Consider the following 13,215-nt stretch of genomic DNA (forward strand, 5'->3'; position numbering starts at 1 on the left):
GGGTTCTACGGCCCCGGGTTCTACGGCCCCGTCGCTCCCGGCAGGTCCGTGACGCGTTCCAGGAGGATCGGCTCCCAGGCGCGGCGCAGACGGTGCCTGAGCAGGGGCAGCGGATCGCCCGCGGGGGCGTCGAGGCGGGCGGCGAGGTCGAGCAGGGCGTCGCAGCGGGCCAGCCACAGGCCGCGCAGACAGGGGCGGGGGCCGTAGCCGGCGAGGGTCGCGGCGCGTACGGCGGCGGGGGCGCCGACCGCGCGGGCGAGCCCGGCGATGTCCTCGGCGGGGTCGCCGGTCACCGCGTCGCCCCAGCCGAGCACCCCGCGCACCCGGCCGTCCTCGCCGACCAGGAGGTGTGCGCCGGTGAGCCCGTGGTGGACGAGGACCGGTACCCCCGGCTGCGAGGCGAGCTGGGCGGCGGCGGTGGCGGTGAACGGGGCGAGCCGGGCCGGATCGAACTCGTCGGCCTCGCCGAGCCGCCGGGCGGCACCGCCCGCGGACCTGCGCAGCGCCTCCAGGGAGCGTGCCGCCCGGCGCGGCACACCGAGCGTCTCCGCCTGCCGTACGGGCACCTCGCGCACTCCGGTGAGCAGCGCGGCGAGGTCGGCCTCGCCGACGGCGGAGACGGCCCGGTCCTCGGCGCCGGTGCCGGACAGCCGGGTGTCGAGGGTGTACGCGAGGCCGGGTGCCCATTCGCCGTGGGCGACGCTGGCGGGCACGGCGAGGGGGACGTACGGCCGGACCAGGTCGCGCAGGCGCAGCTCGCGCCGCCCGCGCGCGGTGGCCTCCCGGTCGGGCGCCAGCCGGAGCACATGCCGGGCGCCGACCCACCAGACGGCACACCTGTCGCCGGCGCCGCCCTCGGTGACGGGCCGCACGTCGGGGCCGCCGGCCGTCTCGGCCGCTCCCATGGACGCCTCCTGGGACGCCTCCTTGAACAGGGAGCCGACGAGCCGCCGTACGGTGTCCGCCGTCGGTGTGGGTGCCTGGGTCATGGTCGTCGCGCCGTCGTCTCGGGGGTACGGGCTTCGCTGGTACGGGACTCGGTGGTGCGGGCTTGGGTGGTGCGGGCTTCGGTGGTGCGGGCTTCGGTGGTGCGGCTTCGCTCCCGGTGGCCGGGCGGCCGCCGTGCCGTGCGGGTCAGTCGACGAGCACCATCTCCCGTTCGGTGTGGTTCAGCCGCCGGCCGCCGTCCTCGGTGACCGTCACGATGTCCTCGATGCGTACCCCGAACCGGCCCGGAAGATAGATGCCGGGCTCGACCGAGAAGCACATCCCGGGGACGAGCGGCTGCTCCTCGCCCTCGATCATGTACGGCGGCTCGTGCGTGGTGACGCCGATGCCGTGCCCGGTGCGGTGGATGAAGTGCTCGCCGAAGCCGGCCTCCGCGATGACCTCGCGGGCGGCCCGGTCGACGTCCTGGCAGGCGGCGCCCGGCCGCACCGCCCGGAACCCGGCCTCCTGCGCCTCGCGCACGATGTCGTGGACGCGGCGCTCCTCGTCGGTGGGCTCGCCGACGTGGACGGTGCGGGTGGTGTCGGAGCCGTAGCCGTGCTTGAGGCCGCCGAAGTCCAGGACGACCATGTCGCCGCGGGCGATGACGCGGTCGCCGGCCTCGTGGTGCGGGTTGGCGCCGTTGGGGCCGGAGCCGACGATGGTGAAGTCGACCTGGGCGTGACCGTGGCGGCGCAGCGCCGCGTCCAGGTCGGCGGCGACCTCCCGCTCCCGGCGGCCGGCGAAGGCGACCTCGCGGATCTCCTCGAACGCGGCGTCCGCGGCCGCGCCCGCCGCGGCCAGCCGCTCCAGCTCGGCGGCGTCCTTGACGGCGCGGAGCATCGGCAGCGCCTCGGTGAGCGCGACGTGGTCGGACTCCGGCAGCCGGCGGCGCAGGCCGAGCAGATGCATCGCCCAGGCGTTGTCGCTGATCCCGAAGCGGCCGGCGGGCTTCAGGAGCGCGCCGGCGGCCTCGTACGGGTCCTGGCCGTCGGTCCAGTCCCGCAGGGTGAGCGCGGGGCCGCCGGCGGCGCCGGCCGCGTCGGGGGCCTCCAGGGTCGGCACCACCAGGACGGGGTCCTGACCGGCGCGCAGCACGAGGAGGGTGAGCCGCTCGGTCTCCACCGGCCGGTACCCGGTCAGCCACAGCAGGTCGGGCCCGGGTGCGATCAGTACGCCGTCGAGCCCGGCCTCGGCGGCGGCGTGTGCGGTGCGGTGCATACGGGCGGCGTAGTCGGCGGCGTCGAACGACGCGGGGTCACTTCCCGGGGCAGCGGCCATCGTCCCTCCAAGGTCCACTCCAGCCATCCTGCCTCCCGGCGGGGCGGGATGCGAGCGGATCCGCGCCCCGGAAGGGCTCGATGCGGCTACGCGGCTACGCCGGCAGGGCCGGGACCCGGTCCGGAACGAAGCCGTGGGCTCGGCGGGCCAGGTAGTCCGCTCGGTAGCGGGGGACGTGCTGATGCCAGTTGAGGATGCCGGACATCCAGTTCTGGAGTTGGACCACATAGCCCTCCACCGTCGCCCGCGCCTCCGGGGAGAGGTCGAAGTCCTCGTACAGAATTGGCAGTTCGTGCGCCGAGACGTGCTCGAACTGCTCCATTCGCTGGTTCATCAGATCCCCGACCACCCGCACCGCATCCGCGTACCCGCACTGGAAGAAGTTCTGCACGACGAGGACCGCGTTGTGGATCTCCCCCTCGTACTCGATCTCCTTCTGGTACGAGAACACGTCGTTGAGAAGGACCGCGTAGTCCATCGCCGCGTTCTCCAGCGAGCAGATCGGCCCGCTCGTGTACACCTCCGCCGGCACATTGGGCGCATGCCCCATCCGGCACAGGTTCTTCGTGAGGTCGGAGCCGAACGTGTCCCGCCGCATCTCCAGGTAGTCGACGGGGTCGGGGACGCGGTGCTGGATCTGGTTGGACAGCTCCCAGACCCAGCTCGCCGTCATCACGTCGACCGAGCGCCGCATCGTACGGCGCTGGTCGAGGTCCATGCCGGCCGTCGTGCGCCCCCACAGGTCGATCAGGGAGCGTTCGAGCGCGTTGACGGGCACCGGCACCGGCTCACCGTCGACCGGCATGCACGCCGACAGCCGCTCCGTGCACAGCTTCGCCCCGGCGAGGTCACGGCGGTGGCCGTACATCAGGGGGTAGTAGTCGTCGCCGTAGGTGCCCCAGGCGAGCCACTGGGAGGCGACGTCGAGCGCCTCGGGCGTGGCGTCGGGGTGGAGGCCGGCGGCGCACAGGGGCAGATCGCAGGAGGCGAGCTTGTCCTCGTCCCAGACGCCCTCGGAGAGCATGCCCCTCTCGAACACCCAGGGCAGCAGCCGGGCCCGGGCGCCGTCGAGATGCTCGCTGAGCCGGAGCGTGAACGGCATGCGGATCTCGGGAATGCGGGACGGGCCGACCTTCTGGAACGGCACGTGCGTGTAGGCGCGCAGCCGCTCGACGCCGGCGTCGGCGAGCAGCCCCCGCACATCGGCGGCGGAGGTGCCGATGCCCGGCATGCCGAAGGGGCGGCGGGCCTCGACGGCGCCCTCGTTCATGTAGCGGCTGGAACGCAGATGCCATTCGTGGCCGCCGGACTGCCAGTCCTGCAACCCGCGCGCGTAGGCCGCGATCGCCGCGACCTCGTCGGGTGCGAGCCCGTGTTCCAGGGCGAGGGCGGGCACCTCGGTCAGTGCCGTGTGCTCGAACTGGTGCAGCCGGGAGGTCAGGATGTCGTTGACCGTCTCGGCGGCCTCCTGCGTGGTGCAGCCGAAGAACGTCTCCAGGACGAGGACGCCGTTGCTCAGCTCGCCCTCGTCCTCGACCTCGCGCTGGTAGGAGAAGAGGTCGTTGCGCAGATGGACGCCGTCGGAGAACGTCTCCATCAGGACCCGCAGCGGGCGTGACCCGGCCACGCGCGCGGGGACCTCGGCGGTGGCGTACTCCACGAGTCCGGCGGACCAGGGGGCGCCGCCGACCTTGCGGCGCATCTCGATGTACTCGACGGGGTTGGAGATCCGCCCCTCGTTGATGTTGGACAGCTCCCACAGGGACTCGTTGAGGAGATGCTCGGTGGCGACGGCGAAGCGGCGGCGCCAGTCGGCCGACATCGCCGGGACCGTACGGGCCCACAGGTCGGCGAGGCCCGCCTCGACCGGGTTCTCCGGCTCGGGCACGGGGGTTTCGGGGTCGGCCGGCATGAACAGCGGGAGCCGGTCCAGGTGCGCCTTGCCGGCCGCGCGGTCCTGGGTGCGTTTGAACAGCTCCAGGAAGTGGTCGTCGAAGAAGAACACCCACACGTACCAGTCGGTGATCAGGGAGAGGGCGGGGCCGTCGCAGTCGGGGTGCGTGTACGCGCACAGCAGGCCGTAGTCGTGGGCGTCGAGGTCGGACTGCTCCCAGACGCCGGAGCCCTCGAGCATGCCCATCTCGCGCGCCCAGGCGGTCGAGTGCGCGCGTGCCTCGTCGAGGTGGGGATTGAGCCGCGCGGGATACGGCATGTAGAAGTGCGGGAGGTGGAACGGCTGCGTCATGGCCGGGTCCTGCCCAGCGGCCCGCCCGCGCATCCGGACGGCGGAACATGATCACACCATCGCGTGAAGCGGTGGTGCGGGGGTTGTCAGGGGTGGTGCGGAGCTCGTCAGGGGCGCACCTGGATCAGCGCGTGCGCCCCGCTGGTGCGCCAGCGCTGTCCCTCCGCCTCGACGAGGGTGGTCTCCGTGTGCGGGTCGAGTCCGGTGATCGCGTCGGACTTCAGGGTGCGCAGCGCCGCGACCGGGCCGGGGAAGTACGCGGTCGGCCGGTCGAACGGGGTGGTCGGCGGCCAGAGCCGGTCGCCCACCAGGCGACGGTAGTTGAGGTCGCCCTTGAGGAGCGTGAGGTCGGCGGCGGCGAACTCGCGGCGCAGGTCGTCGGGCATGTCGGCGTACGGCAGGGGCGCGCAGGAGAACGGGTGGGCGCGCAGCGCGAGCCGTCCGCCGGCCAGCGCCGACCACAGCCGACGCCCCGCGTCGCCCGCCTCGCCGGGGGCGCGGTGCAGCCGGCCGACGGCGTCCAGGACGTCGGCGGTGGTCGCGTCGGACACGTAGTAGGGGTGCGGTTTGACGTGCAGCACGGCCCGTTCGGCGCCGCCGTGGCGCAGCAGGTGGTCGATCAGGAGCAGGTCGGGGACGAGTTCGCGGCCGGCGTTGTCGGCGACCAGGCAGAGGGTGGAGACGGGGAACAGGGACCACAGGGCCTCGCTGTCGTCGGCGACGAGCCGGGCGTCGCGCGTCGCCCCGGAGGCGCCCGTCGTCCCGGAGGCGCCCGTTGCCCCGGAGATCCCCGTCGCCCCGGAGGTCCCCGTCCCGTGGCCGCTCTCGACGGAGAGCCGGAAGCCGAGGTCGGCCCGGTTGCCCCAGAGGGAGCCGTGCAGCAGGGCGGTGGCCCGCTCGGCCGGCGGGTGGCCGGCGAGTGCGTCGAGGGCGGCGAGTTCCTCGTCGGTCCCGGGGCTGTCGAGTTCGGCGAGCTTGAAGGGGCGGAACGGGTCGACGCCGCGCCAGGGGCCGGTGCCGAAGTAACCGAGCGCGTCGAGGAGGCGGCGGTAGAAGTAGCTCTCCGCCCACAGGAACGGCGCCGCGAACCAGGAGCGGCCGAGGTGCGCGGGCAGCCCCCACTCCTCCGTCCAGCGCTCGGCGCCCGGGGCGTCGGGCTCGGGCGGTTCGACGACGCCCTTGAGGTGGTTGTCGAGCAGCGCGGTGAGCGCGGCGCGCTCGGCCGGGCCGTACGGGACGGTGTCCAGGACGCGGGCGACGAGCGCGGGGTGGCGCTCGGCCAGGACGCCGTGGGGGAAGGAGGCGGGGTCGTCGCTGACGATCACGGGAGCGGGGGTGGCGGCGGTCGCGGCCGCGGCCTCACGACGCTCAGACATGGTCCTGTGCTCCTCGGGGGCGGGGGAGCGTCCCGGGCGGCACGACGGCCGTGCGGGCCCTCTCCTCCAGCTCCCCGCCGTATCCCGCCTCGGTCCACACCAGTTTCCTGAACTGTTCCGGCGTCAGCCGACCCTGCCACGGTTCGCCGCCGGGGCAGGAGACCGACGCGCAGCCGGGGCAGTGGTACGCCGGTTGCCACAGGGCGTCGGCGCGGGGCTCGCCGACGGTGACGGTGGCGCGGCCGCGGCTCTCGTTGCGGACGACGAGCGCGGTGCCGGCGAGGGCGAGGAGGGTGAGGAGGGTGCCGCCGACGGTGTGCACGGTGGTGTGGCCCGTCAGGCCGCCGTGGGCGAGGGCGAGCCCTACGCCGGCCATGATCAGGCCCTCTACGGCGTGCAGGGTGGTGGTGCCCCGGGAGGCGGTGGCGGGGGCCTTGGCGAGGCGGTCGGTGAGGCCGTCGTGGAGGGAGGCGGGGTCTGCGACGGCTTCGGCGACGGGGCGGGTGGGCGTGCCGCATCCGGTGCACACCGGCGGGGCCGGCGAAGCCGGCGGTGAGGGCGTCTGACTCGGCATCCGCCCACGCTAGCGGCGTGAGATGTTTTTCGCCCCCGCCGCCCCTACCCTTCCCGTCCTCAAGGGGCTCCGCCCCTTTGACCCCGTGCGCAGTTCCCCGCGCCCCTGACAGGGGCGCGGGGAAACCCTGGGTCAGTTGACGTAGACCGTCGGGGAGCCGGGCTGGGTCGTGTCGGTGACGGGGGCGTACGTCGCCGTGAAGTAGCCGTCGGCGAAGCACAGCGACGACCCGGAGACCTTCGTGAAGTGCTGCGCGCTGAAGGCGATCCCGTTCGCGCCCTCGTCCACCGTCCCGTCCAGGCTCGCCGCCTGGTAGACACACGTGATGCTGCCGAGCAGCGTGCGCAGCTTCACCGTGGTCTGGATGGTGGACCCGGCCCGCGGGGTCACGGTCACCACCCCGTCCGACGTCACCGTCGTGTCGTACGGGAGGTTGTCGACCGCGACGCTCGTCACCCCCGTCACGCCGAAGACGTTGCTGGAACAGGTGCTCGCGTCGAACGTCTGCCCGGTCAGCGACTCGGTCGCGGTGCCCGGCGCCGCCGGGTTGCCGGTGACGGCGGCGGTGAAGGCCGACGAGGTGCAGGAGACCCCGCTGGTGCCGGTGGCGCTGGAGTAGAGCGTGGCCGACGTACCACTGGCGAGCGACGCGTTGAGCACGTCGCCGACCGCGACGGCGTCGCCGCCCGCGCCGCCGGTGGTGAGGACGGTGTCGGCCGCGGCGGCCGGCGAGGCCGCGGACAGCGCGAGGGCCGTGGCGGCGCCGGCGAGGGCGAGGAGGGTACGGGTGCGGGTCGTACGCATCGGAATGCCTCTTCTCGGAGTGGGGGGAGGTGCGAGGAGGGTCACCGCCGCCGGCCCGTGACACGCCTTCTCCGTACGTGTGACGGGGCCGGCGGCGGCAGGGCGGACCCGGCACGGGCCGCGGACAGGGGGAGAGTGCGGGCCGTGCCGGTGCCGCGGGAAACGCGGATCGCGTGAGCTGTGAGCCGTGAGCTGTGTGAAGGATCCGTGCACCGCACGGCGCGGCAGAGGTGTCACCTACGCCCTGAGAGACGGGCCGGGAGAGTGACGTGCGCCGTGCGGACGGATCCGGCGCCACGGATCCGGAGGAAAACAGAGGCAGTTGTAGACCTGATGAATCGTCAACGTCAAGGGTGTGCGCGGAAGTTCGCCGCCTCGGCCGGTGCGTGCGGGGCGGGGGCGCAGGTCAGCGGCGGGGGCGGGGCGGACGGGCGCGGCAGCCGCCGACACATGATCACCACAATCAACATCCTTCTGCCACAGCTCCCTTGACCCCTCGGTGTAACCATCGGTAACTTCCTTGATGGCTACTGCCGCGTAACGAGCAAGCCCTTGTGCACGCCGGGAGGTGTGAGGAGGCGTGCGCGGCAGGCGCTGTCCGCGCCAGGACAACGCGCCAGTGAATCCGGTTCCATCCGCATTGACTGTGCCCAGGAGCAGACATGACCTCGTCCACGGACAACCCGGACAGCACTGACAGCACTGACAGCACGGGCGACACGGGCGGCTCGGGACCCGCGGGTTCCCGGCCCGCGCCCCTGGAGGGCGGGCCCGCCGGGCCCGGGAGACGGGGGCGGGTCCGGCTGCGTCGCGCCGCCGTGATGGCGGTGCCGGCCACCGCGATCGCCGCGGGGCTGATCGTCGCCACCGCCCAGGGTGCGCTGGGTGTGCAGTTCTTCATCTCCGGCATGCCGTTCACGGTCACCGCGACCGAGCTCGACGGCACGGGGTTCGAGCAGTTCGGCGATCTGGACAACATGGCGGAGGGCAGCCCCAACACCGGCGACACCGGTGGGCAGGTGCTGGTCATCACCTCCGCGATCAAGAGGGCGACGCTCACCAAGCTCTGTCAGAGCGTGGACCTCGGTGGCACGAACCTGCTGATCACGGCGGGGGGCGGGGACGACAAGGTGACCGCCCAGGACCTCACCACCGACTCGACGCAGCTGTCGGGCGACGCGGCGTTCGACAACATCGAGATCGGCAACGACGCGAACACCATGACCAAGGCGGGGGTGCGGGGGAAGCCGGGGGTGTTCGGGCAGCAGGCCGACACCGTGCACATCAACAACCTGCGGCAGACCAACTACGCCACGACGGCGGGGGTCTTCAAGTTGCCGGGGCTGAGGATGCGCTTCTCCGACTCCGGGTGCTGACGTGGCTTCCGGTGGTGGTGACAGCCGGTTCCGGCGATGGCGGGCGCGGCGGCCGTTCTGGGGCGGGGTGCTGCTGGCGCTGGCCGGCGGGGAGATCCTGCTGACGGAGAAGGCGTCGTTGAAGGTGGTGCTGCATGTCGGGATGCAGGGGGTGGCGGGGTATCTGCTGCCGTCGGTGATGGTGCTGTGCGGGGTGCTGGCGCTGGTGAGTCCCGGGCAGCGGTTGTTCTATTCGGTGGTGGGGGCGTTGTCGACGCTGGGGACGTGGTTGACGTCGAACCTCGGTGGGTTTCTGGTGGGGTTGTTGCTGGGGTTGGCCGGGGCGTGCCTGATGTTCGGGTGGGTGCCGGAGCAGGAGCCGCGCCGCAAGGTGTTCCGCCGGCGGAACAACCGGGGGGCTACCCCCGTCCCCCCGTCACCGTGAAGCGCGCGCCGTCGGGGTCTGTGAGGACCGCCTCCCGGGTGCCGGGGTCCCGGCGCACCACCCCTCCGCCGTGCGCCCGCGCCGCGGCCACGCATGCCTCGACGTCGTCCACCGTGAAGTGGACCTGCCAGTGGGGGCGGATGGCCGGGTCCGGGGCCGCGCCGATCGCGCCGGAGTGGATGCGGGCCACCGCCTCTCCCCCGCTGCGCAGAACGACCTCCGCCCCGTCGTACTGCACCTCGCAGCACCCCTCGCGCCCGGTCGCCCACTCCAGCACCTCGCCGTAGAAGATCGCCGCGTCGAACGCGTCCCTCGTGTGCAGGCGGACGAAGGCCGGGGCGGCCTTGCGCCACTCCTCCCAGCCGGTGGCGAGCCGGCCCTCCCAGATGCCGAAGACGGCGCCGTCGCGGTCGGCGAGGAGGGCGGCGCGGCCGGGCGGGAAGGCGATGGGGCCGACCGCCGTCGTCCCGCCGCGCTCCCGGCTGCGGGCCACCGCCTCGTCCGCGCTCGGCACGGCGAAGTACGGCGTCCAGGCGACCGCCATCCGGTACATCGAGGCGACGGCGGCGAGCCCGGCGACGGGCACGTCGCCCGCCAGGGCCGTACGGAACTTGTCGCCGAGCCGGCCCGAGCGGAAGGTCCAGCCGAACACGGCCGCGTAGAACGCCTCGGCGGCGTCGAGGTCGCGCGTCGTCAGGCTCACCCAGCACGGCGCCCCGAAGACCGAGTCGGTGGAGAAGACCTCGCGCGGGATCGTGCTGTCGCTGTCTGTGTTCATGGTCCTACCGTCCTGCCATCCCCACCGTCTCGGCGCAACCGGAACCTCCCGGGTACCCGGCGGCGGACGGTTCAGCCCACGGCGGCCAGCGACCACTGCGGGGTGATGCCCGCGAGACGGCAGGTGAGGAAGTACAGCGGGATCGGCGGGGTGTAGGGCGAGTCGTGAGCGGGCCGGTGAATCAGCCGGACCCGGCCCGCCGGCCCGGGAACCGGCGGTCCGGCGGTCGCCGGGCGGCCCGGGCCCCGCCGTCCGGCGAGCGCCGCGCCGACCGCGTACCGCGTGGAGGACGGCCAGGCCACGCCGATCTGGGAGCCGGTGGGCACGACCCACCACCACTGGTCGTCGTCGGCGAAGACGCAGCCGATGCGGGGCAGACAGTCCATGATCCGTCTGCCGTGCTCGGGGCTGGTGCCCACCGCGTCGTGGCCGAGTCCGCCGGACAGGTCGTCGGGGATCGGCAGACCGAGGGCCCCGAGGGATGCGTCGGGGGTCCGCCCGGCCCGGAGGGACGGGTCAGGGGTGCGCTGAGGGTTCATGCGGGTGCGGTCCTTCGGCCAGGTGGGGGACGGGCCGGATGTCGTGCACGGAAGCGGAGACGGAAGCGGGCGGAGAGGCAGCGGCGGAGAGGGGCGCGGTGACGATGGGGGTCAGGCCCGTGGCCGGTACGGGGGCGGCGTCCTGGTCGAAGTCGTCGTCGGCGTCCTCGAGGTCCTGGTCGGGGGGCTCGGGGAGCAGTTCGGCCCAGACGATGCGGCCGGGCCCGTAGGGGCTGTCCCGTACGCCCCAGTCGCTGCTGAGCACGCCGACCAGCATCAGACCCCGGCCGCCCTGGTCGTCGGGGCGGGAGATGCGCTGTTCGGGCAGGGTGGGGCCGCGGCTCTCGTCCTCGACCTCGACACGGATGCGGTCACCGTCCGTGCGCAGCCGGCACACGATGCGGTCGCTCGCCGTGTGCATCACCGCGTTGGTGACCAGTTCCGAGGTGACGAGAACGGCGTTGTCGCAGGTCTCGGGGCCGAACTCCCACTCCTCCAGGAGGCCGCGGACATGGCCGCGGGCCAGGGCCACGGAGGCGGGGGCGGCCGGGAGGCCGAAGATGCCCGCCCGGGGGGCGGGCCGGCCGGGGCCCGGGGGCCGGCCCAACGGCTGCGGGGAGGGGGGCGGAGCCATCGCCGTTCGCCTTTCGTCTGCCGTCGCACCGCGGACGGTGCCGGTGCGCTGCCGCCCGTACGTCGTCGCGGGTCCTGGGTGGCCCGCCATGGTCGCGGGGCCCTGTCGGCCCGCGCCGGAACGGAACCGGCAGCAGTCCCGTGTCCCCCCACCGGACTGCGCGTGTCGCCGTTCGCCGATGCCTGACGGTATGGACACTGTGGCACCTGCCAACGACGGCCCGCAACCGGCAAGTTGAAAATTGCAATTCGTGAGGCACAGGCCGCTTCGACGGACGGGCGATCGTGACAGACTGTGACCCCGGACGTGATGTGAGCCGGCTGTGATCCCGACGTGAGGGGGTGGCGTGAGCACGGAGACCGACTGGGGCGGAGCGCCGTCCGTGCTGCGCATGATCCTCGGCCGTCAGCTGGAGGAACTGCGCAGCCGGGCCGGGCTCACCTTCGAGGAGGCCGGTGAGGCGATCGGCGTCAGCCATTCGACGATCCGGCGGATGGAGTCCGCGAAGGTGGCCCGGCTGCGGCTGCCGGACGTCGAGAAGCTGTTGCAGACGTACGGCGTCACCGACCAGCAGGAGATCGACACGTTCCTGAAGTCCGCGCGGGAGGCCAACAAGCGCGGCTGGTGGCACACCTACCGCGATGTGCTGCCGGACTGGTTCGCGGCGTATCTGAGCCTGGAGCAGGCGGCGTCGCAGATCCGCGCCTACGAGCCGCAGTTCGTGCCGGAACTGCTTCAGACGGAGGCGTACGCGCGGGCGCTGCTGACCGCGGGGAACCCGCACGCGTCGGCCGAGGCGACCGAGCGGCGGGTGCAGTTGGGGATGCGGCGCCAGGAGCTGCTGTCGCGGCCGGCGCCGCCGCGGGTGTGGGTGGTGCTGGACGAGACGGTGCTGCGGTGGCCGGTGGGCGGTCCGGAGGTGATGCGGGAGCAGCTCGACCATCTGACCGAGGTGAACCGGCTGCCGCAGGTGACGGTGCAGATCATGCCGTTCGCCAACGGCCCGCACCCGGCGATGCGGGCGGGCGCCTTCCATGTCTTCCGGTTCCGGGCGCGGGAGCTGCCGGACATCGTGTACCTGAACGGGCTGGTGGGCGCGGTGTATCTGGACAAGCAGGACGACGTGGTGGTGTACCGCGAGGCGCTCGACCGGCTCGGGGCGCAGTCGGCGCCGGCCCGGAAGACGGAGGCCGTGCTCCGCCAGATCCGCAAGGAGCTGTGAACTCGGCCGTTGCCCCGGGGACTTGAGGGTTTCCGGAAACTCCTGGTCTCCTGTGGTCGTTGCCACTGCACCTACGACGTGAGGGGAGGGCCGCGTTGTCCGACAACGGATGGCCTGCCGACCGTATCGACACCGAGAGCGCGCACTCGGCGCGCATCTACGACTACATCCTGGGCGGTAAGGACTACTACCCGGCCGACAAGGAGGCGGGCGACGCGATGGCGCGGGAGTGGCCCGCGCTCCCGATCCACATGCGCGCCAACCGCGACTGGATGAACCGCGCGGTGCGGTGGCTGGCGGAGGAGGCCGGGATCCGGCAGTTCCTCGACATCGGCACCGGCATCCCGACCTCTCCCAATCTGCACGAGATCGCCCAGTCGGTGGCGCCCGCGTCGCGGGTGGTCTACGTCGACAACGACCCGATCGTGCTCACGCTCTCCCAGGGGCTGCTGGCCAGCGCGCCCGAGGGGAAGACGGCGTACGTCGAGGCGGACATGCGTGATCCGGGGAGCATCCTGGATGCGCCGGAGCTGCGGGAGACGCTGGACCTGTCGCAGCCGGTGGCGCTGACGGTCATCGCGATCGTCCACTTCATGCTGGACGAGGACGACGCGGTGGGGGTCGTACGGCGGCTGCTGGAGCCGCTGCCGTCCGGGAGCTATCTGGCGATGTCGATCGGCACGGCGGAGTTCGCGCCGAAGGAGGTCGGGCGGGTGGCCCGCGAGTACGCGGCGCGGAACATGCCGATGCGGTTGCGGACGATCGACGAGGCGCACGAGTTCTTCACGGGGCTCGATCTGGTCGACCCCGGGATCGTCCAGGTCCACAAGTGGCACCCGGACGGGTTGGGCGAGCAGGGGATCCGGGACGAGGACATCGCGATGTACGGTGCGGTCGCCCGAAAGGGGTAGCCCCTTTCGGGCGGGGTGGGGGACGGCGGTGGGCCCGCCCGCCCCCAGCCCCAGCCCCAGCCGC

General features: G+C 73.1%; 13 protein-coding genes. 4 read left to right on the plus strand and 9 right to left on the minus strand.

Going from position 1 to position 13,215, the window contains the following annotated elements; translation table 11 throughout:
* Positions 1–20: 20 nt before the first annotated feature.
* The 6 genes from IO29_RS27990 to IO29_RS28015 all read right to left on the minus strand — a co-directional run bounded on the left by IO29_RS27990 (position 21) and on the right by IO29_RS28015 (position 7,267).
* The gene (locus IO29_RS27990) at positions 21–989 is read right to left on the minus strand and encodes an aminoglycoside phosphotransferase family protein (protein ID WP_030382455.1); all 969 of its coding nucleotides are present in this window, start codon (positions 987–989) and stop codon (positions 21–23) included.
* Positions 990–1,134: 145 nt separating this feature from the next.
* Positions 1,135–2,268 carry an aminopeptidase P family protein gene (locus IO29_RS27995; RefSeq protein ID WP_030382456.1) on the minus strand — a complete coding sequence of 378 codons (1,134 nt, stop codon included), beginning with the start codon at positions 2,266–2,268 and terminating at the stop codon, positions 1,135–1,137.
* A 94-nt stretch (positions 2,269–2,362) separates the two neighbouring features.
* Positions 2,363–4,513: a germacradienol/geosmin synthase Cyc2 gene (gene cyc2, locus IO29_RS28000; protein ID WP_030382457.1), complete on the minus strand. Its 2,151-nt coding sequence runs from the start codon at positions 4,511–4,513 to the stop codon at positions 2,363–2,365.
* A 107-nt stretch (positions 4,514–4,620) separates the two neighbouring features.
* On the minus strand, positions 4,621–5,889 hold the full coding sequence (locus IO29_RS28005) for a damage-control phosphatase ARMT1 family protein (protein ID WP_051707927.1): 1,269 nt from the start codon (positions 5,887–5,889) through the stop codon (positions 4,621–4,623).
* Positions 5,882–6,463 carry a hypothetical protein gene (locus IO29_RS28010; RefSeq protein WP_030382459.1) on the minus strand — a complete coding sequence of 194 codons (582 nt, stop codon included), beginning with the start codon at positions 6,461–6,463 and terminating at the stop codon, positions 5,882–5,884. Before IO29_RS28010 ends, IO29_RS28005 begins: the two co-directional genes overlap by 8 nt.
* 132 nt (positions 6,464–6,595) lie before the next feature.
* Positions 6,596–7,267 carry a hypothetical protein gene (locus IO29_RS28015; protein WP_030382460.1) on the minus strand — a complete coding sequence of 224 codons (672 nt, stop codon included), beginning with the start codon at positions 7,265–7,267 and terminating at the stop codon, positions 6,596–6,598.
* A gap of 662 nt (positions 7,268–7,929) precedes the next feature.
* Between IO29_RS28015 and IO29_RS28020 the strand changes: the two genes are divergently transcribed.
* Together IO29_RS28020 and IO29_RS28025 are read left to right on the plus strand one after the other, a co-directional pair.
* Complete coding sequence (locus IO29_RS28020; RefSeq protein ID WP_030382461.1) at positions 7,930–8,643, plus strand: DUF6230 family protein; 714 nt, start codon at positions 7,930–7,932, stop codon at positions 8,641–8,643.
* 1 nt (position 8,644) lies between these two features.
* On the plus strand, positions 8,645–9,067 hold the full coding sequence (locus IO29_RS28025; RefSeq protein ID WP_030382462.1) for a DUF6114 domain-containing protein: 423 nt from the start codon (positions 8,645–8,647) through the stop codon (positions 9,065–9,067).
* Here IO29_RS28025 and IO29_RS28030 read toward each other — a convergent pair.
* The 3 genes from IO29_RS28030 to IO29_RS28040 form a co-directional block, all read right to left on the minus strand.
* On the minus strand, positions 9,042–9,845 hold the full coding sequence (locus tag IO29_RS28030) for a VOC family protein (protein WP_030382463.1): 804 nt from the start codon (positions 9,843–9,845) through the stop codon (positions 9,042–9,044). The two genes, IO29_RS28025 and IO29_RS28030, sit on opposite strands and share 26 nt — an antisense overlap.
* A gap of 71 nt (positions 9,846–9,916) precedes the next feature.
* Complete coding sequence (locus IO29_RS28035; protein ID WP_030382464.1) at positions 9,917–10,384, minus strand: hypothetical protein; 468 nt, start codon at positions 10,382–10,384, stop codon at positions 9,917–9,919.
* Positions 10,362–11,018: an ATP-binding protein gene (locus IO29_RS28040; protein WP_030382465.1), complete on the minus strand. Its 657-nt coding sequence runs from the start codon at positions 11,016–11,018 to the stop codon at positions 10,362–10,364. Before IO29_RS28040 ends, IO29_RS28035 begins: the two co-directional genes overlap by 23 nt.
* A 346-nt stretch (positions 11,019–11,364) precedes the next feature.
* On the opposite strand from IO29_RS28040, the gene IO29_RS28045 reads away from it, so the two are divergent.
* Both IO29_RS28045 and IO29_RS28050 read left to right on the plus strand, forming a co-directional pair.
* Positions 11,365–12,240, plus strand: coding sequence for a helix-turn-helix domain-containing protein (locus tag IO29_RS28045; RefSeq protein ID WP_030382466.1), 876 nt, complete (start codon positions 11,365–11,367; stop codon positions 12,238–12,240).
* A gap of 95 nt (positions 12,241–12,335) precedes the next feature.
* Positions 12,336–13,151, plus strand: coding sequence for an SAM-dependent methyltransferase (locus IO29_RS28050; RefSeq protein ID WP_030382467.1), 816 nt, complete (start codon positions 12,336–12,338; stop codon positions 13,149–13,151).
* Positions 13,152–13,215 lie beyond the last annotated feature (64 nt).

The organism is Streptomyces sp. NRRL F-6676 (assembly GCF_000725625.1).
In the GTDB taxonomy this organism is placed as follows: Bacteria; Actinomycetota; Actinomycetes; order Streptomycetales; family Streptomycetaceae; genus Streptomyces.